The sequence below is a fragment of the Billgrantia hypersalina genome, from assembly GCF_052584175.1.
Map to the genome: position 1 here is coordinate 288,801 of NZ_JBMIQI010000017.1, position 19,003 is coordinate 307,803.

The 19,003-nt window shown below is 65.9% G+C and carries 15 protein-coding genes; 6 read left to right on the top strand and 9 right to left on the bottom strand.

What is annotated here, in order from left to right; translation table 11 throughout:
• Positions 1-83: 83 nt before the first annotated feature.
• Entirely contained in the window at positions 84-1,388 is a 1,305-nt protein-coding gene (locus ACOJCM_RS14315; RefSeq protein ID WP_445212733.1) for an MFS transporter, read from the top strand.
• On the opposite strand, the gene ACOJCM_RS14320 is transcribed toward ACOJCM_RS14315, so the two are convergent.
• The 8 genes from ACOJCM_RS14320 to doeA all read right to left on the bottom strand — a co-directional run bounded on the left by ACOJCM_RS14320 (position 1,385) and on the right by doeA (position 10,361).
• Entirely contained in the window at positions 1,385-2,068 is a 684-nt protein-coding gene (locus tag ACOJCM_RS14320; protein WP_445212734.1) for a haloacid dehalogenase type II, read from the bottom strand. The two genes, ACOJCM_RS14315 and ACOJCM_RS14320, sit on opposite strands and share 4 nt — an antisense overlap.
• Positions 2,069-2,153: 85 nt before the next feature.
• A complete protein-coding gene (locus ACOJCM_RS14325) occupies positions 2,154-3,104 on the bottom strand; it encodes a cyclodeaminase (protein ID WP_445212735.1) in 951 nt (316 codons plus the stop codon).
• A 73-nt stretch (positions 3,105-3,177) separates the two neighbouring features.
• On the bottom strand, positions 3,178-4,176 hold the full coding sequence (gene eutB / locus ACOJCM_RS14330) for a hydroxyectoine utilization dehydratase EutB (RefSeq protein WP_445212736.1): 999 nt from the start codon (positions 4,174-4,176) through the stop codon (positions 3,178-3,180).
• Positions 4,177-4,302: 126 nt separating this feature from the next.
• On the bottom strand, positions 4,303-5,727 hold the full coding sequence (locus ACOJCM_RS14335) for an aminotransferase (protein ID WP_445212737.1): 1,425 nt from the start codon (positions 5,725-5,727) through the stop codon (positions 4,303-4,305).
• Positions 5,728-5,925: 198 nt separating this feature from the next.
• Complete coding sequence (locus ACOJCM_RS14340; RefSeq protein WP_445212738.1) at positions 5,926-7,419, bottom strand: NAD-dependent succinate-semialdehyde dehydrogenase; 1,494 nt, start codon at positions 7,417-7,419, stop codon at positions 5,926-5,928.
• Positions 7,420-7,609: 190 nt separating this feature from the next.
• Positions 7,610-8,083: an Lrp/AsnC family transcriptional regulator gene (locus ACOJCM_RS14345; RefSeq protein WP_445212739.1), complete on the bottom strand. Its 474-nt coding sequence runs from the start codon at positions 8,081-8,083 to the stop codon at positions 7,610-7,612.
• 35 nt (positions 8,084-8,118) lie between these two features.
• Positions 8,119-9,132 carry a N(2)-acetyl-L-2,4-diaminobutanoate deacetylase DoeB gene (gene doeB / locus ACOJCM_RS14350; RefSeq protein WP_445212740.1) on the bottom strand — a complete coding sequence of 338 codons (1,014 nt, stop codon included), beginning with the start codon at positions 9,130-9,132 and terminating at the stop codon, positions 8,119-8,121.
• 29 nt (positions 9,133-9,161) lie between these two features.
• Positions 9,162-10,361, bottom strand: coding sequence for an ectoine hydrolase DoeA (doeA, locus tag ACOJCM_RS14355; protein WP_445212741.1), 1,200 nt, complete (start codon positions 10,359-10,361; stop codon positions 9,162-9,164).
• A gap of 209 nt (positions 10,362-10,570) precedes the next feature.
• Between doeA and ehuR the strand changes: the two genes are divergently transcribed.
• Both ehuR and ACOJCM_RS14365 read left to right on the top strand, forming a co-directional pair.
• On the top strand, positions 10,571-11,977 hold the full coding sequence (gene ehuR, locus ACOJCM_RS14360; RefSeq protein WP_445212742.1) for a MocR-like ectoine utilization transcription factor EhuR: 1,407 nt from the start codon (positions 10,571-10,573) through the stop codon (positions 11,975-11,977).
• A 33-nt stretch (positions 11,978-12,010) separates the two neighbouring features.
• Positions 12,011-12,946, top strand: coding sequence for a 2-hydroxyacid dehydrogenase (locus ACOJCM_RS14365; protein ID WP_445212743.1), 936 nt, complete (start codon positions 12,011-12,013; stop codon positions 12,944-12,946).
• An 81-nt stretch (positions 12,947-13,027) separates the two neighbouring features.
• Here ACOJCM_RS14365 and ACOJCM_RS14370 read toward each other — a convergent pair whose 3' ends face one another.
• A complete protein-coding gene (locus ACOJCM_RS14370; protein ID WP_445212744.1) occupies positions 13,028-15,025 on the bottom strand; it encodes a methyl-accepting chemotaxis protein in 1,998 nt (665 codons plus the stop codon).
• Between the two features lie 310 nt (positions 15,026-15,335).
• On the opposite strand from ACOJCM_RS14370, the gene ACOJCM_RS14375 reads away from it, so the two are divergent.
• The 3 genes from ACOJCM_RS14375 (at position 15,336) to ACOJCM_RS14385 (ending at position 18,814) form a co-directional block, all read left to right on the top strand.
• On the top strand, positions 15,336-16,022 hold the full coding sequence (locus ACOJCM_RS14375; RefSeq protein ID WP_445212745.1) for a hypothetical protein: 687 nt from the start codon (positions 15,336-15,338) through the stop codon (positions 16,020-16,022).
• A 96-nt stretch (positions 16,023-16,118) separates the two neighbouring features.
• The gene (locus ACOJCM_RS14380; RefSeq protein ID WP_445212746.1) at positions 16,119-17,045 is read left to right on the top strand and encodes a lysine exporter LysO family protein; all 927 of its coding nucleotides are present in this window, start codon (positions 16,119-16,121) and stop codon (positions 17,043-17,045) included.
• 158 nt (positions 17,046-17,203) lie between these two features.
• Positions 17,204-18,814, top strand: coding sequence for an alpha-glucosidase (locus tag ACOJCM_RS14385; protein ID WP_445212747.1), 1,611 nt, complete (start codon positions 17,204-17,206; stop codon positions 18,812-18,814).
• The last annotated feature ends 189 nt before the right edge of the window (positions 18,815-19,003 follow it).

Genomic DNA, 19,003 nt, shown 5'->3' on the forward strand with positions numbered 1-19,003 from the left:
CAGCCAATCGAAGGCGCCAGCCAGGCCCCGCCCACGCTGGCGTCTCCCCTTGAACGCGATCCGCAAACAGCTAAGGAGCAATAATGCGGGCAATGCTGCAACCGGTCCTTTCCCTCCTCTTCAGCGTGACTTTCCTGCTACTCGGCAACGGCCTCATCAACACCCTGCTTACCCTGCGCGGCACCGACGAGGGCTTCTCGTCGACGTTGGTGGGCCTGATCATGTCGGCCTACTTCATCGGCTTCACCTGTGGCACCTGGGTCAGCAGCCGGCTGATTCGGCGAGTGGGCCACATTCGCGCCTTCGCCTTCTGTGCGGCGCTGTGCGCTTCGGTTGCCCTGCTGCATATCATCTTCGTCGATCCCTGGGTATGGATGCTGCTGCGCTTCTTCTATGGTCTGTCCTTCGTCACCCTGATGACGGTGGTCGAGAGCTGGCTCAACGGCCAGGCGGCCAGCCATGAGCGCGGCCGCATCTTCGCGATCTACATGCTGGTCAACCTGGGGGCGATCGCCGCCGCCCAGCAGATCCTGCGCCTGGACGCACCGGGCAGCTTCCTGCTCTTCGCCGTGACCACGATCCTGATCAGCTGGGCACTGCTACCGATCACCCTGACCCGGCGCGAGCAGCCCAGGGCACCCGAGAATGCCAAGAGCAGTCTCAAGGCACTGCTCGGGTTCGCTCCGCTACCGGTGGCAGCCTCGGTGCTGTCGGGCCTGGCCATGGGCGCCTTCTGGGGCATGACCCCGGTATACGCTCGCCAACTGGGCTGGAGCGCCACCGACGTAGGGACGCTGATGAGTGTCACCATAGTGGGTGGCGCGCTGCTGCAGCTGCCCATCGGCCGCTTCTCCGACAAGCACGACCGTTCGCAGGTGATGACCTGGGCGGTCATCGCCGCCGCGGCGCTCGCCGCCATGATTCCCTTCGCCCCCAACCAGGCGGTCCTGATAGTCTTGTTCTTCCTGTGGGGCGGGTTCTCGTTCGCCATCTATCCGCTGGCCGTGGCCCAACTGATCGACCAGCTGCACCCGGAAGAGGTGGTGTCGGCCTCGGCGGACATGCTGGTGACACAAGGGGCAGGCAGCGCGCTGGCCCCGATTCTCGCCGGGGCACTGATGAGCGCCTTCGGCGCGCAGGCGCTGCCGCTCTACATCGCCGCCGTCCTCGCCCTGCTCGGCGCCTATGCCCTTTATCGCCGGCAGCGCGTCTCCGCGCTGGTACAAGGCCGTCCGGCACACTTCGAGCCGATGACCCAGACCAGCCCGTTGGCGCTCGAGATGCTCTTCGACGGCAGCCAGCCCGACCTGTTCGACGACCCCAGCTTTTATGAACAGCGCGAACGCGAGCGGCTGGTCGAGGAGTACCGCCAGCGATACTCCTCCTAGGCGAGCCTGTCGCCGAGTGCGTCGAGGTCGGTCACGGTCAGGTCCGGTTCGATGCCCCAGTGGTCGAAGGGGGCATCGAGGCTGCGCCGCACCCAGGCGGCATGCAGCCCGGCATGGCGGGCGCCGATCACGTCGAAAGGGTTGCTCGAGATCAGCCAGGTATCGCCCGGGGCAACGTCGAGCCGGTTGCGCAAATGGGCATAGACGGCGGGGTCGGGCTTGAAGCGCTTGACTTCGTCGACGCTGATCACCGCCTCGAAGCGCTCGAGTATGCCAGCCTGTTCGAGCAGGCCATTTACCGCCTCCAAGGTGCCGTTGGAGAAGGCCACGCAACGCATACCGGTGGCAGCCAGGCGTTCCAGGGCATCGGCGGCCTCCGGGAAGGCCGGCAGACGGGCATAGACCGCCATCAGGTGGTCCTTGTCGACGTCGGACAGCTGCGTTTGCAGGGCGCGATCGGTGAAGTCCAACGCCTCCTGAGTACATTGGCCGAAGGGGACGTAGGCGCCCATCAGGCCGCGCCGGAAGCTGTACTCGAGCTGCTTGTCACGCCAGCGACGCGAGAACTCGATAGCCATCCCGTCCTTGCCGCTGCGGCCGAGCCGGCTCTCCAGTTCGGTGACCACGCCGTGGGTATCGATCAATGTACCGTAGACATCGAAGGCAAGTACTGTTGCCATCAACTGCGCTCCTCGTTTCGATTGACCTTCCACAGCATGGGTGCTGCCGCGCCCGGGCTCAAGGCGACGGACAGCGCAGCGTTGTTCATCCTTCCAGCCGTGACAGTGCGAAGCTGGCGATGGCGGTATCCTGCACCCCGGTACCGGTCAGGTCGCACACCGTAATGGCGGTGTTCGAGACCCGCAGCCGTTCGCCGCGTTCGATCACCCGCCCCAGTTCGTGCACCTTGAACGGCGCTTCACGCTGCTGGTTGGCAAAAAACTTGAGTTCGCCATTGTGTTCGCTCTGGGCCCGAGTGTCACAGACGAAGGCGTCGGCCCGGGTCAGCACCGATTCATCGAGCTCACGCTTGTCGGGGCTGTCCGAGCCCATGGCGGTGACGTGCACCCCCTCGGGGAAATCCCGCGCATGCAGCAGCGGCTCCCGCGCTGGGGTGGCGGTGATCACGATGTCCGCCTGCTCGCAGGCGGCGTGGACACTGTCACGCACGGTCACGGTATAGCCCTGGCTGCGCATGCGCTCGGCATAATCCTCGGCACCTTCCCGACGCCGAGCCCAGACGTCGAGCGTGTCGATATTGCGCACCAGGCGCAGCGCCTCGACCTGCCGCTGCGCCTGTTCGCCGGCACCGATCACCGCCACCCGCCGGCTATCCTCGCGGGAGAGATGCTTGGCGGCGATCGCTCCCGCCACGGCGGTACGCACCAGGGTCAGGTAGCCCTCGTCGAACAGCACCGCCTCGACCTGCCCGGTCCTGGCGGAGAACAACATCATCAGCCCGCTGAGGCTCGGCAGGCCGCGCTTGGGATTGTCGAAGGAGCCGCTGCTGACCTTGATGGCGAAGCGCTCCCAGCCCTCGATGTGCGCCGTCTTGACATCGACCTCGCTATTGAACTCTTCCATCGACATCGACAGGATCGGCGGCTGTATGGCCGCGCCGCGGCCCAGCGCGGCAAAGCCCGCCTCCACCTGGCGCAGTGCCGCTTCGTCGATCCCGACGACAGTCTCGATCTCGTCACGTTGATAGAGCTTCATTCCGTTACCTCCCGGTGCTTCACCAACTTCAGATGACACCTCCACGCGCTCGGGCCGGAGACGGCGAAGCCGCCTAGCCCTCGATCATGGCCCGCGCCCGATCCAGCGTCTCGAGCGCCACCCCATTGCCGGAGAGAATCAACGCCACTCGCTGGCCGTGCACGTCGATGCCGTGCTCGGCGAGCGCGGCCAATCCCACCGCGGCGGCACCCTCCACCAGCAGCTTTTCGTGCTCGAGAATATCGACCATGGCGCGGGCGATGGCCGCCTCAGAAACCTGCCAATGGTCGTCCATCACCTCGCGAACCAGGGCCAAGGTACAGCGGTTATCCAGACCGATGCCGCCACCCAGCGAATCGGCCAGACTCTCGACCTCCTCCACCGCCACCGGTCGGCCCGCCTGCAGGCTCTCCCACATGGCCGCCCCACGCGAGAGGCTCACGCCGGTGACTCGCGTCTGGGGCCGTATGGCCTTCACCGCCGCCCCGATGCCGCCCAGCAGCCCACCGCCGGAGAGTCCGACGATGACCCGGTCGAGATCCGGCGCGTCCTCCATCAACTCCAGGCCGATGGTGCCCTGGCCGGCGACGATCAAGGGATCGTCGAACGGGGGGATTAGGCTCATGCCGCGCTCGCGCACCAGCCGCTCGACCTCACCGAAGGCCTCGTCCTGGCTCTCGCCCACGCGTTTCACCTCGGCGCCCAGCGCCTCGATGGCCGCCACCTTGTTGGCCGGCACCAGGCGCGACAGGCAGATCGTCGCGGGCACGCCGAGCCGTCCGGCGGCATAGGCCACCGCACGGCCGTGGTTGCCGGTGGATGCCGTGGTCACGCCCGCAGCCAGAGCGTCGCGGCCGTGGCGTTCGAGCAGCGCGGCGATCATGTTGGCGGCGCCGCGCAGCTTGAAGGCGCCGGTCGGCTGCTGGGTTTCCAGCTTGAGCAGGATCTCGGCGTCGAAACGCCCGGAGAGCGCATGGGAACGAATCAGCGGGGTACGCATCGCCTGCCCGGCGATGCGGCGACGCGCTTGGTACACGGAGGCGAGGGAAACACCGTGATCGGGTTGCGACATAGCGATGCAGACTCGAAGGCTCGTGGCAAGGTTGAGGTTTTTCCAGACTAGAAAAGGTTGCCGGCAAGGGCCAAGAAAAAGGCCGCGGGTTCGATCCCCGCGGCCTTTGAGCTCAGCGTAAACGGATTAGCCGACCGACATGCTGGCCTTGACGACGCCTTCGCGGACCAGCTGGTCGGTGACCTTGTTCACCGCGCGCTCGGCCCGGGCGACGATCTCGTCGACCTCGGCGCGAGTCGCCACCAGCGGCGGCGCGAAGCCGAGGATGTCGCCCTGCGGCATGGCACGGGCGATCAGGTTCTCGTCCAGTGCCGCCGCCGCGATGCGCGGGCCGACCTTGTGCGCGGCATCGAAGTGCTTGCGCTTGGCCGGATCGGCGGAGAACTCGAGGGCGGCCAGCATGCCCACGCCGCGCACGTTGCCGACGATGGGATGGTCGCCGAAGGCGGCCTGCATCCGCTGCTGCAGGTAGGCGCCGGTCTCGGCAGCGTTTCGAGTCAGCCCCTCGCGCTCGATGATCGCCAGGTTGGCCAGTGCCGCGGCGCAGCCCAGGGCGTGGCCGGAGTAGGTCCAGCCGTGGCCGATGGGACCGTACTCGGCAGTCCCCTGCTCCAGTACGCTCCATACGCGGTCGCCCACGATCACGCCGGAGAGCGGCTGGTAGGCGCTGGTCAGGCCCTTGGCGACAGTGATCAGGTCCGGCTTGATACCGTAGAAGTGGCTGCCGAAGTCGGCGCCGATGCGACCGAAGCCACACACGACTTCATCGGCGATCAGCAGCACGTCGTACTTGGCCAGCACCGCCTGGATCGCTTCCCAGTAACCGTCCGGCGGCGGCACGATACCACCCGTGCCGAGCACCGGCTCGCCGATGAAGGCGGCCACGGTGTCGGGACCTTCGGCCAGGATCATCTCCTCGAGCTTACGCGCGCAATGCTGTGAGAACTCACGCTCGCTCATGCCCTCCTGCTCGGCGGCGCGGTGGTAGTAGTACGGCGCCTCGGTGTGCAGGATGCCGGCCAGCGGCAGGTCGAACTGGTCGTGGAACGCCTTGAGGCCGGTCAGCGAGCCGGTGGCCAGGCCGGAACCGTGGTAGCCGCGCTGGCGCGAGATGATCTTCTTCTTCTGCGGACGGCCCAGCACGTTGTTGTAGTAGCGCACGATCTTGAGCTGGGTCTCGTTGGCGTCACTGCCGCCCAGACCGTAGTAGACCTTGGACATGCCGGGGCCGGCGAGCTCGATGATCTTCTCGGAGAGCGCGATCTGCGGCTCGTTGGAGTGGCCCACGTAGGTGTGGTAGTAGGAGAGCTCCAGCGCCTGCTGATAGATCGCCTCGGCCACCTCGGTGCGACCGTAGCCGATGTTGACGCAGTACAGGCCGGCGAAGCCGTCAATGAACTCGCGGCCGTCCTTGTCGACGATATGAATGCCCTTGCCGCCGGTGATCACCCGGCCCGGCGCGTCGCCGTGGGCGAAGTCTCGCAGGTGGGTGGAGGCGTGGAAGGTGACCTTGCGGTCGCGCTCGATCAGATCGCGGTGCTGCTGGCTCATTGTGTTCTCTCTTCTCTTCAGGTCCCCGCCGCGGCGGGGAGATTTCATGTTCGTTGGTACCGCTCAAGGTTGGGTGCCGAGGCGGGAGCTCTGCGAGCAAAGGCCAGACAAGGCGGATCTTGACGAGAACAGCGGAGTTTACGTTCTGTAAATGAGCATGTACGAGTCAAGATCCAAGGCCGTATGGCCGAAGCGCAGCTAGCTCCCCGAAACGGAGCCCAAGGCGCCCAGGCAGTAGTACTTGGTTTCGAGATACTCGTCGATCCCGGTGATGCCGCCCTCGCGGCCCAGCCCCGACTGCTTCACGCCGCCGAAGGGTACCGGTGGGCCGGTCATCTTCACCGAGTTGACGCTAACCATGCCGTACTCCAGCGCTCGCAGCAGCTTCCAGATGCGGCGGATATCGTGGGTGTAGACGTAGGCCGCCAGGCCGTACTCGGTATCGTTGGCCATCGCGATCACTTCGTCGTCGTCGCGGTAGGCGGTCACCCCCGCCACCGGGGCGAAGTTTTCCTCACGCCACACCTTCATCTGCGGCGTCACGCCGGTGAGCAGCACGGGCATGAAGAAATTCTCGCCCGGCGCCTGGGTCTGGTCGCCGGCTACCAGCGTCGCGCCACGGGAGATGGCGTCGTCAACGATGGCAGCGGCCTTGTCCACCGCCTGGCGGTGAATCAGCGGCCCCAGGTCGATCTCGCTCTCCATGCCGTTGCCCACGGTGAGTGCCGCCATGCGCTCGGCGAAATGGGCGACGAACTCGTCGTGGATCGACTCGTGCACCAGGATGCGGTTGGCCGCCAGGCAATCCTGACCGGCGGTCTGGAACTTGGCCGCCACCGCAGCAAAGGCCGCTTCCTTGGGGTCCATGTCCGGGCCGACGATAAAGGGGGCATTGCCGCCCAGCTCGAGCGACACACGCTTGACGGTGCTGGCGCTCTGCTCCAGCAGCAGCCGGCCGACGCGAGTGGAACCGGTGAAGGATAGCGCCTTGACGCGTTCCTCGGCACACAGAATTTTCGATACCTCGGCGGGCTCGCCCAGCACCACGTTAAAGACCCCGGCGGGAATACCGGCACGCTCGGCCAGCTCGGCCAGCGCCAGCGCCGAGAACGGCGTCTCGCCGGCCGGCTTAACCACCACGGTGCAGCCCGCCGCCAGGGCGGCGGCAGCCTTGCGGGTGATCATCGCCAGCGGAAAGTTCCACGGCGTGATCAGCGCGGCGATACCCACCGGCTCCTTGATCGTGCCCAGCGCCGCATTGGGAATATGGCTGGGGATGGTCTCGCCAAAGGTGCGCTTGCCCTCCTCGGCGAACCAGCGCACGAAGCTGGCACCGTACTCCACCTCGCCGCGGGCATCGGGTAGCGGCTTGCCCTGCTCCAGCGTCATGATGGTGGCGAGATCCTCGCGGTTGGCCTGCAGCAGGTCGTGCCAGGCCAGCAGACGCTCGCAGCGCTCGTCGGCGCGCAGCGCACGCCAATGGCCGAAGGCGGCGTCGGCGGCATCCACCGCCTGGCGGATCTGGTGCGCCTCGAGCCAGGGAATATGGCCGATGGCCTCGCCGGTAGCCGGGTCGTAAACCGCCTCTTCGCGGCCGCCCTCGCCGTGAGTCCACTTGCCGTTCACGTAGGCATGCTGGCGGAACAGGCGCGGATCGTCGAGCTGAGCGGTCAGCGTCTTGGACAGTTTCATTGGGCACCTCCCCTGACATCGGCTTACTCACTGCGAAGCCGAGTGTGGCAAAAACGAGAGAGCAGCCAGGGGCTGCTCGATGGGTACAGGGTAAGGGCAAAGCCAGGGTGGGACTTTTCGTTAGCCGGCGTAACCAATACGGTTTTTTTTGTCCTTGCCGGGGATGTTGCGTTTTTTTCTTCCGTCCGGGTCAGGACAACCGATCGGGTGTCACGTGAGGGGTCTTCTGCTTGACCGTCTTGGTCACGATGTAGGTGAAGTAGCGCTCGATACCGGCATCGGAGGTCAGCCACTCGTCGATCAGGCGCTGGTAGGCGTCGACCGAGTCGGCCTCCACCTTCATGAGGTAGTCGACGCCGCCGCCCACCGCCACGCACTCGGTGACCTCCGGCGTCTCGTGTACCAGGGCTTCGAAGCGGGCGAAGCTCTCGGCATTGTGCTGCTTGAGCTCGATCTGGACCCATACCGGGGTGCGCTTGACCAAGACCTCCGGATTGATGCGGGCGCTGTAGCCCTCGATGACCCCGGCTTTCTCCAAGCGCCGTACCCGCTCCCAGCAAGGGCTGACCGAGAGGTTGATCGCCTCGGCCAGCTTCGACTTGGTGATGCGCCCATCACGGGACAGGATTTCGAGGATCTTCAGGTCATAGCGATCGAGCTTCATGGTTTTCTCTATTGTCAGCTCATGGTTTTCGGGCACTAACCCAACGAATCGACGACCTCGGCAATCACCGCAATGGTGTCACCCATGTTGACCAGGGCCGGAAAGCGGCGTGCGGCGAGAATGCCGTCGCGGCTTGCGCGGTACTCCACCGGTGAAGCGCCGCTGCGAGTGGGGTCGTAGACGCGAGCGATGACCTGCCCCTTCTCGACCGTGTCGCCCAACGCCAGGGTCAGTTCGAGCAGGCCGGTATGCTCACTCTGCACGTAGCAGCTGGCATCGGGCATATCGAGATAGACCTGGGGCTCGGCGGGCATCGCCACCTCCCCCTCGATCAGCCCGAAATGGATCAGGAAATTACGCACGCCGCGCTCGGTGAGGGCCAGGCTCGCCGGAGTCGAGGTACCGCCACCGCCCAGTTCGGTCGCCACGAACACCTTGCCCTGGCTCTCTACCGCCGTGTCGAACAGCGCCGCGGCATCGAGCTCGAACATCATCATGGCGTAGGGCGCGCCGAACGCCTTGGCGCCTTCAAGGGCCTGACGCTGCTGCTCGGGGTTCTCCAGCACGTGGGAGGCACCGAAGGGGATGATGTCGAGGGTACGTCCGCCGGAGTGAAGGTCGAGCACCACGTCGGCAAGCGGCACCAGCACCCGGGTGAAATAGTCGGCGATTCTCTCGGTCACGCTGCCGTCGGGGTCGCCGGGAAAGCTCCGGTTGAGGTTGCCGCCATCCATCGGCGAGGTCCGCTTGCCGGCCATGACTGCCGGCATGTTCATCATGGGCACGATGATCACGCGCCCGCGCACGTCCTCGGCGCGCAGCTCGCTGGTGAGCTTCAACAAGGCGGTGATGCCCTCGTACTCGTCGCCGTGGTTGCCGCCGGTCAACAGCGCCGTGGGACCTTCGCCGTTCTTGATCACGGTGACCGGAATCATCACCGCCCCCCAGGCCGACTCGTCGGTGGAGATCGGCAGCTTGAGGAAACCGTGCTGGACGCCCTCGGCGTCGAAGTCCACGGTGGCGCTGATCGGGCTGGGGCGCTTGTTCATGTGGCTCTCCTGTTGCATGGCGGCTGGCCTTACTTGACGAACAGCTGGCGCGGAAAGTTGGCCAGCGACTCGCAGCCGCTCTCGGTGATCAGAATGCTCTCGGTGATCTCGAGCCCCCAGTCGTCCTGCCACAGGCCGGGCATGAAGTGGAAGGTCATGCCGGGCTCGAGGATGGTTTCATCCGAGGGGCGCAGGCTCATGGTGCGCTCACCCCAGTCCGGCGGGTAGCTGATGCCGATAGGGTAACCGCAGCGTGCACCGCCACGATCGAAGCCGTACTTGTCCATCGCCGCGCCCAGCGCCATGGCGATATCGGCGGTGCGATTGCCCGGCTTGGCCACGGACAGGCCGTTCTCGATGCCCTCGAGAAGCGCCGATTCGGCACGCACGAAATCCTTCGGCGGTCGACCCAGGAACACGGTACGCGATAGCGGCGCGTGATAGCGCTTGAACACCCCGGCGATCTCGAAGAACGTGCCCTCCCCGGTGCGGAAAGGGGTATCGTCCCAGGTCAGGTGAGGCGCCGCGGCATCCTTGCCGGTGGGCAACATGGGCACGATGGCAGGATAGTCGCCGCCATGGACCTTGCCGTTGTCGTCGACCCAGCCCTCGATGCCCACACGGTAGATTTCCGATACCAGCTTGCTCTTGGGCAGGCCGGGTTCGATCACTTCCAGGATACGCGAATGCATGCCCTCGACGATCTTGCCGGCGACGCGCATGTAGGCGATCTCCTGGGGAGACTTGATGGCGCGGCACCAGTTGACCAGGGAGTTGGCGTCCATGAAGCGAGCGTGGGGCAGTTCGCGCAGCAGGCTCTGGTAGGCCTTGGCGGAGAAGTAGTAGTTGTCCATCTCCAGCCCCACCACGCCCTGGTGCCAGCCGCGATCAGGCATGATCGACTGGGCCAGATAATCCATGGGGTGCATGTCGGGGTTCTGGACGTAGTAATCGGGATAATAGGTGATGTTGTCGGGATCGATCCAGCAGGTACGCAACGCCCCGTTGGCATCCATGCGGCGCCCATACCAGACGGGCTCGCCCTCCAGCCCCACCAGCACGCACTGGTGCACGTAGAACGACCAGCCGTCGTAGCCGGTCAGCCAGGCCATGTTGGAGGGATCGCTGATCACCAGTACGTCGATCCCTCGACTGGCCATTTCGGCCCGCACCTTCCATAGACGGCTTGCGTATTCCTCACGAGTGAAGGACAGGGATACCTGGGTCATGGGCCACTCGCCATAAAATCACCAAGAACCGGCCGTCTTCCAGGGGAAGAGGCCGGGCCATCGGGTAGCCGGACATTATCGGTCAGGGGGCAGGACCGCCGCGGAATTGTCATGATCTATTTGATGGAAAGCATGACAATTCCGGTTCAATGCCGCTAAGCTGATAGTAGCACCACCTCTTGGCTGGCGGTCAAAGGCTTTATTGAATCATGACAATTGATCTAACTCCGTATCTGACGGACACGGGACCCAAGTACCTGGCAATCGCCCGTGCGCTGTCGGAAGCGGTGCGCCAGGGAGAGCTCCTGCCCGGCACGCGCCTGCCCCCTCATCGCCAGCTCGCCGAGAGCCTGGGCGTCAGCGTGCAGACCGTGTCGCGCGCCTACGCCCAGGCCGAGAAGATGGGGCTGGTTCAGGCACGGGTCGGTAGCGGCACCTGGATCAACGCCCTGGACGACGCACGCGAATCGGCCTATCTGCGTGGCCATGAGACGCGTCAGGAAAGTCCGCTGATCGACCTGTCGATCGCCCATGCGGTCTGCCCGCCGGGCCACCACCTGCGCTTTCGCCAGGCGCTTGCGGAACTCGCCGAACTGGCCAGCCCCGAGGTGGTCAGCGCCTGCCGTCCCATCGCCGGCCTCGCCCATCAGCGCGAGCGAGCCAGCGCCTGGTTGCAGTCGCGCCTGCACGTTCCCGGCGACATGGACGACAGGATTCTTTGCAACGGTGCCGCCCACGGCCTGATGCTGGCGATCTCGAGCGTGGTCCAGCACGGCGACCTGGTCCTCACCGAGGCGTTGACCGACCACGGGCTGATCGCCCTGTCGCGCACGCTGGGCTTTCAGCTGCGCGGCATTGCCATCGACGATGAGGGCATCGTCCCCGAGGCCCTGGAACTGGCCTGCCAGCGCTTCAAGCCGCGCGCACTCTACCTGACGCCGACCCAGCTGAATCCCACCGGGGCGACCATGAGCGAGGCGCGTCGCGACGCCGTGGCCGAGGTGCTGGCCCGGCACCGGGTGTGGCTGATCGAGGACGACGTGCATGCGCTGCTGGAAACGCCGGGCCTGGTGCCCGTCACTGCGCGCATTCCGCAGCTCAGCTTCCATGTCACCAGCCTGACCAAGGTGACCGTGCCGGGGCTGCGCGCGGGCTACCTCACCGTGCCGCGTGGGCAGTTGCACCATGTCTTGCCTCGCATGCGCGCCACCACCTGGATGGCCACCCCGCTGATCTTCGAGATCGCCGACCGCTGGCTGGCCGACGGCACTGTCGAGGCCCTGGCCGCCGAACAGCGCAGCCTGCTCGGCGAGCGCCAGCAGCTCACCCGGCGGCTGCTGGGGCACCACTCGCTGGAGTCGCGCCCCACCAGCCTGCATGTATGGGTCTCGCTACCCGACGCCTGGCGTGCCGAGGAGCTGCAACAACAGGCCGAGCAGGAGGGACTGGCGATCACCACCGCGGTGCCCTTCATGGTGGAGCAGACCCCGCCGCCGCGACGCATCCGCGTGAGTCTCGGGGCCGAACAGGACATCACTCGTCTCGAAGCGGGCCTCAAGCGCTTGGCCGTGTTGCTCGACGAGGCGCCGCCGCCCATGATGCAAATCGTCTACTGATCGTATGAGCCAACCGCCCACAAGGGGAGCCGCATGCGCATACTGCTGCACATCGATGACATCGAGGCCTGGCGCGACGCGCTGGCCCAACGCCTGCCCGAGGCCGAGATCGTTACCGCCGACGACCCCGCCGAGCGGCGCCGTGACGCCGACTACCTGGCGGTATGGAAACCGCCCGAGTCGTTGCTTGCCGAGCAGACCCGCGCCCGCGCCATCGTCAATTTGGGGGCCGGCGTCGACGCCCTGCTGAGCAACTCCGCCCGCCCCGAGGGCGTGCCCATCGTCAAGCTGCGCGATGCCGGCATGGCCGAGCTGATCGGCGACTACGTGCGCTACGGTATCCTCCACTTTCAACGTGACTTCGATCGCTATCGCCGCCAGCAGGCGAGCCAAGAATGGCGCGAGCATACCGTGACCGACAAGCGCGACTGGCCGGTGGGCGTATTGGGCCTCGGCGCCATCGGGGCCAAAGTGGCCGCCATGGTCGCTGCCGATGGCTTTCCCGTCCATGGCTGGAGTCGCGCGCCGAAGTCGCTGAAAGGCATTACCTGCCACCATGGCGACCGGGGCCTGACCGAGCTGCTCGGTCAGGTTCGCACCCTGGTGCTGCTGCTACCCGGCACCCCTTCGACCCGTCATATCGTCGATGCCGAGGCGCTGGCGGCGCTGCCCGAGGGCGCCAGCCTGATCAATCCCGGCCGTGGCAGCCTGATCGACGAGGCGGCGCTGCTCGAGGCCCTGGGCGATGGCGAGCGCGAGGGCCGGCTGCGCGGCGCGCTGCTGGACGCTTTCCCCGAGGAGCCGCTGCCCGCCGATAGCCCGCTTTGGGCGCATCCCCGCATCTGGGTGACGCCGCACATGGCCGGCCCCACGCCGCTGAACGAAGCGGTCGATCAGGTCGCCGAGGCGATCCGCGCCTTCGAGGCCGGCGAAGAGATCGAGACCGTCGATCCCGAGGCCGGCTACTGAACCGGGAGACCGGAACAGGTCAGCTCCAAAGCAAGCGGCGATCCAAGGCCCGCCGCTTCGCCATTCCAGGGGCGCCTCACGTCATGCCGGTTGCGGCAGCCGCTTGAGTTGCCGGTAGTCGAGTTCGGCAACGTCCTCCAGCTCGACCCGCTCACGCTGCGCCAAGCCTTCGCTGACGTGGAAGCGTTCGATCAGCCGGGCCATCTCCCCTGCCTGGTCATCCAGAGAGCGGCTGGCAGTCGCGACCTGTTCGACTAGCGCCGCGTTCTGCTGCGTGGTGGCTTCCAGCTGGGCCACGGCCTGGTTGATCTGCTCGATCCCCGCCGACTGCTCGCCGCTGGCCGAGGAGATCTCGGCCACCAGGTCGGCGACGCGCCGCACCCCCTGTGAAATCGCTGCCAGCGCTTCGGAGGTCTGGCCTACCAGCCCGTTGCCCGCCTCCACCCGCTGGGTGGTGTTGCCGATCAGCTGGCGAATGCGCTCGGCCTCCTCGGCACTGCGGCTGGCCAGCTTGCGCACCTCGCCGGCCACCACGGCGAAGCCACGCCCGTGCTCGCCGGCACGCGCTGCCTCCACCGAGGCGTTGAGCGCCAGCAGGTTGGTCTGGAAAGCGATGCTGTCGATGGCTTCGACGATGGCGGTGACCTGACGGTTGGCCTCGAAGATCTGTTGCATGGCCTGGCGCGCTTCCTCGGCGACCCGGCTGGCCTGCTCCGCCTGCGCCACGGCCTGTTCGCTCATGGCGCTGGCCTGGCGCGCGTTGTCCGCCGACTGGCGCACCGTGGACGTCATCTGCTCCATGCTGGTGGCAGTTTCCACCAGTGAGGCGGACTGCTCCTCGGTACGGCTGGCGAGGTCCTCGTTGCCCTGGGCGATCTCGCCGCTGGCCGAGCCGACACCGCGAGCGCCCTGCTGTATCGAGGCGACCAACGCCTCCATGCTGGCAGTCGAGGCATTGAAGGCGCGGTAGAGCTGGGAAAGCTCATCACTGCCGGGCTCCGCCAGGCGCTGGGTCAGATCGCCGCCGCGCGACTCGATCTCGGTCAGCGCCAGGCGCAGCGGTCTTACCATGCTGCGCACCAGGACGAGGGAGAGGAGTACCGCCACCACGATAGCCAACGCCGCCAGACCGGCAAAGGTCGCCAACCCCAGGCGCGCCTCTGCGGCCATGGCATGGGCGCGCTCCTGCAGGTTCTGCGCCTGGGCGAGCTCGACGTCACGCAGCCGCTCGAGCTTGCCGGTCTGGGCCTCGAACCAGCGCTCTGCGCGGATGCCGTAGCCGCCATCGATGCCCTGGCGCATCGCGATCTGGCGCATCATGTACAAGCTGGAGTGAGCTTCGTGCTCGCTCGTGGCGGCCAGGTAGCGCTCGGCCAGCTCCCCATCGCTGAGGACCGTGAAGCTCTCCTCGAACGCCTCCTCCTCGCCCAGCAGCCTGAGGAAGCGGTAGTAGACATCCGGCGACATGCGGTTGGCGGCAAAGGCGCTGGCCAGCAGTGCACGCTCGATCCCGGCGGCCTCCTTGATTTCCAGCAGGGCGTAGTAGGCCCCCAGGCTTCGGGTCAGCTCGCCGGCATTGCCCAGCGAGGTAAGCCGCCCCACGGTCTCGACCAGGCGCGCGTTGATCTCGGTGTAGTACTCGAGGGCATCCAGGTCGCTGAGTTCGAGCCCATCGACCTGCCGGCGCTTGGCACTGAGCTCGGCCAGCAGCGTCCCGATCTCCTCGAGGCGGCTCCCGATGACGGGATCGCCGCTGACGTCGACCCCCTCCCAGACCGTACCGTAAGCGGCCAGTTGCTCGTCCACCCGTGCGCGCTGGGCGGCGAGACGGTTGCCGAAGGTTTCCCCCCGGCTGCCGAGGAAGCCGACCGAGAGGCCGCGTTCGACCTGCACCTCGTGTACCAGGCCGCCCAGTTGTGCCGAGAGCGCGGTGAAGCGATCGACCTGCAGCATGTCGTTGGCCAGCCGCTGGCGCTCCATGATGCCGTTGGCGGCCAGCCAGACGATGATGCAGACGGGAAGCGCCAGCGCCAGCATGAACTTGCGCGACACCGGAATGCGGTGAAGAAGATTTTGCATGATAGGAACCCTGCCGAGCTCGTTGGTAACGGAAAGACGTGACGTGGCTGGCGTAGCTTGCCGTTGTTGTTGTGATATCCGTCGGCTTTTATGCGAATGAACTTCATCAGCAATCGCGAACGCTTCTTCGGCCGCATGCGGCAAAGCTTGAGCCCAGCGTCTCGTTCAATCGTTCGTTTATGATCCACGTCATTCTTTCCACCGCCCTGCAGGCGCTTTCGCAACCGTGGAACAATCGTGCAGCGTGGAACCCATGCGCGTGGCAAGGCTCACACATACTGTCGCCTTTCAGCCAAGCGGTGTTCCCGACATGAATCGACTTGCAAGAGCGCTGCCTCGCCTGCCTCTCGTTTTGCTTCTGGCCTGGCTACCCGTCACGGCGGCCTCCTCCGTACCGGAACCCGAAGCCGTGCTGCAGCCCTTCACCGCCCACTACCGCCTGGAAGTGAAGGGCTGGCCCAACGCCCGTATCGAACACCGACTGAGCCGCGAGGGCGGCCACTGGCAGAGCCGCATGCAGGCCGCCATCGCCGTGGCCCGCGGCAACGAGCGCAGCCGGTTCATTGTCACACCGGAGGGGGTACGCTCGGTGAACTACGCCAGCGGCTACTCGCTGCTGGGGGTGGGTGGCAACTATCGCCTGGGTAGCGGCGAGCTCGCCGACTTGCCCGACCGCCAGGCGGCCCTGATCGAACTCTCGCGACGCGCACTCAACGGCGGCTGCGGCAACGACGCCTGTCGCCTGGTCTATCAGGATCATCGCGGCCGTGAGGAAACCCTCGATTACCGGCTGTTGGAAATGGCGACGCTGACCCTCCCCGCCGGGGAGTACGAGGCGGTCAGCGTCGAGGTCAACGACCCGGAAACACCCGAGCGAAAGATGCTGTTCCACTTTCATCCCCGCTATCCGGGTCTGTTGCTGGCGCTGGACTACCACCGTGACGGCGAGCGCACGACCCGCCTCACGCTCACCTCGTTGCAAACGGAGGCCCACTGAACGCGCCTTAACGAGGCTCGGCGCGGCGCAACGAATGAAAGCCTGCTAGAGTTGGCGGCTTTCGCCGCCATGGGCGGCCTCGGTGAAGGAAGTGCAATGCTGTCGGGGCTCTTGATCGTGCTGCTGCCACTGCTGCTGGGCTATCTGGTACCGGTACGCCACACAGCGGTCATGAATGGCATCAACCGCGGGGTCAACGCCTCGGTCTATGTCATCCTGATGCTCATGGGCATCGGTCTGGCGGGCCTCGACGGGCTCAGCCGCGAGCTGTCGCGCATGGGTGGGCAGGCCCTTCAACTGTTCGCGGTGATTACCGCCTGCAACCTGATGGCACTGGGGTGGCTGTCGCATCGCCTGGGGCTGCGCATGGGTGCCTCGCCGGTGGTGGCAAACGCTCCCACGACCAAGCTGGCCGCCCTGCTCGGCTCGCTGTCACTGGTGGCCGTGGTCGCCGCCGGCGTGGTGCTCGGGCTGGCACTCGCCTGGCTGGGTGGCGACGCCGTCTTCCGGCATGCCGAACGTCTGGCCGAGTGGGTGCTCTACGTGCTGCTGGCGTTGATCGGTTGCCAGCTGCGCAACTCGGGGATGCCGCTGCGCCAGATTTTGCTCAATCGCCACGGCCTGGCCATTGCCTCGGTGCTCGCGGTCAGCTCGCTGATCGGTGGGCTGATCGCCGCCCCCCTACTGACGTTGCGCTGGAACGAAGGGCTGGCGCTGGCCTCCGGCTTCGGCTGGTATTCGCTCTCGGCGATTCTGGTCGGCGACCGGCTCGGCCCGGTGCTGGGCGGCGTGGCCTTCTTCAACGACCTTACCCGCGAGCTACTGGCCTTCATCCTCATTCCTCTGACGATCCGGCGCCATGCCCCGCTCGCCATCGGCTACGGCGGCGCTACCTCGATGGACTTTACCCTGCCGGTGATCCAGCAGCATGGCGGCGTGGCCTGCGTGCCCATCGCCGTGGTCAGCGGCTTCCTTCTCTCGCTGCTGTCGCCGCCACTGATCCTGTTCTTCCTTTCGTTTTAAGACGGGGCGTGAGCTGGACTATGCTCCAGAATTTCCCCAGGCGGCCGATCTAGTCTCATGTGGTGCCGCGAAAGGCTGAACCTAGGCCCGACCGTCACTGTCCACGGCGACTGGTATCCAACTAAGCCGAACCATCGAGGCTCGACCAGGGGAAACCTATGCAAGACAATACCTTCTGGTGGCGCGGCGGCGTCATCTACCAGATCTATCCACGCAGCTTAATGGACAGCAGCGGCGACGGCGTAGGCGACCTGCCCGGCGTGATCGAGCGGCTCGACTATGTCGCCTCGCTGGGCGTGGACGGCATCTGGCTGTCACCCTTCTTCACCTCACCGATGCGCGACTTCGGCTACGACATCAGCGACTATCGCGGTGTCGATCCGCTATTTGGCACGCTAAAGGATTTTCAGACACTGCTGGATCGTGCCCATGCGCTCGGTCTCAAGGTGATCATCGACCAGGTGATCAGCCATACCTCGGACCAGCACCCCTGGTTCAGGGAGAGCCGCATGACCCGCGACAACCCGCGGGCCGACTGGTACGTATGGGCCGACCCCAACCCCGACGGCACGCCGCCCAACAATTGGCTGTCGATATTCGGCGGACCGGCGTGGACTTTCGACAGCAGGCGCCAGCAGTACTATTTGCACAATTTCCTGTCGAGCCAACCGGACCTCAACTTTCACCATCCCGAGGTGCGCGCCGCACAACTCGACAACATGCGCTACTGGCTGGAAATGGGAGTGGACGGCTTCCGCCTCGATACGGTGAACTTCTACTTTCATGACCCGCACCTGCGCAGCAACCCGGCGCTGACCATCGACGCCACGCGTACCCTGGGGGCGCCCAAGGAGAATCCCTATACCTGGCAGCGCCACCTCTTCGACATCAGCCAGCCCGAGAATGTCGATTTCCTGCGTGAGCTGCGCGCCCTGATGGACGAATACCCCGATACCACCACGGTGGGCGAGATTGGCGACGACAACCCCCTCGAACGCATGGCCGAGTACACCTCGGGCGGCGACAAGCTGCACATGGCCTACACCTTCGACCTGCTCAACTCGCCGCGCTCACCGCGTTATATCCGCAACGTGCTGCAGCGTTTTCAGCAATACGCAGGCGACGCCTGGCCGTGCTGGGCGCTGTCCAATCACGACGTGGTGCGTAGCGCCACACGCTGGGGCAGCGAAGAATGCGCCTTCGCCTATCCTCGTGTGGCCTTGGCCCTGCTTTTCTCGCTGCGCGGCAGCGTAAGCCTCTACCAGGGCGAGGAACTCGGCCTGCCCGAAGCCGACGTGCCCTTCGAGCGCATTCAGGACCCCTACGGCTTGCCGCTGTGGCCCGACTTCAAGGGGCGTGACGGCTGCCGCACGCCCATGCCCTGGGACGATACGCCGCTCGCCGGGTTCTCCCGTTGCGAGCCCTGGTTGCCGGTGGCCGAGTCGCATCTGCCGCTGTCGGTGGCACGCCAGGAGGCCGACCCGGAATCGATGCTCAACGCCACGCGCCGGCTGCTACGCTTCCGCAACCGGCACCCCGCGCTGTTCGACGGCGACATGAACCTGATCGAGCTGGGCGAGTCGCTGGTCGCGTTCACACGCCAGCGGGGAAGCGACACGCTGCTGTGCGCCTTCAACCTCACCGGCCAGCCTCAGACCGCAACGCTGCCCGAAGTCCGCGAAGCGCTGCAGGAGCACGGCTTCCAGTATGAGGTGAGTGGCGGCACGCTGCACCTGCCGCCTTACCAGGCCGCGTTCTTCCGGTTTTGAGCCTGGTATCGGCATCGCGACAGGACCAGGACCGGCTGTGAGCCAACCTGATTTCGCGTATAGCAAGCATGAGCTCTCGGCAAGCCCGGCAGCCGACCGGCTGCTGGGCGAAAGCTTCGCCTGAACCACCACCGGCCTCGCTTGCACACTGCTTGCACGCTTCGTGACCATTGGCTGCATCGCCCTGTG

Excerpts from the sequence above, each read along its gene's own strand:
- ACOJCM_RS14340 (WP_445212738.1), bottom strand. The coding sequence starts at position 7,419 with ATGAAACTGTCCAAGACGCTGACCGCTCAGCTCGACGATCCGCGCCTG.
- ACOJCM_RS14365 (WP_445212743.1), top strand. The coding sequence starts at position 12,011 with ATGCGCATACTGCTGCACATCGATGACATCGAGGCCTGGCGCGACGCG.
- eutB (WP_445212736.1), bottom strand. The coding sequence starts at position 4,176 with ATGTCGCAACCCGATCACGGTGTTTCCCTCGCCTCCGTGTACCAAGCG.
- doeA (WP_445212741.1), bottom strand. The coding sequence starts at position 10,361 with ATGACCCAGGTATCCCTGTCCTTCACTCGTGAGGAATACGCAAGCCGT.
- ACOJCM_RS14315 (WP_445212733.1), top strand. The coding sequence starts at position 84 with ATGCGGGCAATGCTGCAACCGGTCCTTTCCCTCCTCTTCAGCGTGACT.
- ACOJCM_RS14325 (WP_445212735.1), bottom strand. The coding sequence starts at position 3,104 with ATGAAGCTCTATCAACGTGACGAGATCGAGACTGTCGTCGGGATCGAC.
- ACOJCM_RS14375 (WP_445212745.1), top strand. The coding sequence starts at position 15,336 with ATGAATCGACTTGCAAGAGCGCTGCCTCGCCTGCCTCTCGTTTTGCTT.
- ACOJCM_RS14380 (WP_445212746.1), top strand. The coding sequence starts at position 16,119 with ATGCTGTCGGGGCTCTTGATCGTGCTGCTGCCACTGCTGCTGGGCTAT.
- doeB (WP_445212740.1), bottom strand. The coding sequence starts at position 9,132 with ATGAACAAGCGCCCCAGCCCGATCAGCGCCACCGTGGACTTCGACGCC.
- ACOJCM_RS14345 (WP_445212739.1), bottom strand. The coding sequence starts at position 8,083 with ATGAAGCTCGATCGCTATGACCTGAAGATCCTCGAAATCCTGTCCCGT.
- ACOJCM_RS14320 (WP_445212734.1), bottom strand. The coding sequence starts at position 2,068 with ATGGCAACAGTACTTGCCTTCGATGTCTACGGTACATTGATCGATACC.
- ACOJCM_RS14335 (WP_445212737.1), bottom strand. The coding sequence starts at position 5,727 with ATGAGCCAGCAGCACCGCGATCTGATCGAGCGCGACCGCAAGGTCACC.
- ACOJCM_RS14370 (WP_445212744.1), bottom strand. The coding sequence starts at position 15,025 with ATGCAAAATCTTCTTCACCGCATTCCGGTGTCGCGCAAGTTCATGCTG.
- ehuR (WP_445212742.1), top strand. The coding sequence starts at position 10,571 with ATGACAATTGATCTAACTCCGTATCTGACGGACACGGGACCCAAGTAC.
- ACOJCM_RS14385 (WP_445212747.1), top strand. The coding sequence starts at position 17,204 with ATGCAAGACAATACCTTCTGGTGGCGCGGCGGCGTCATCTACCAGATC.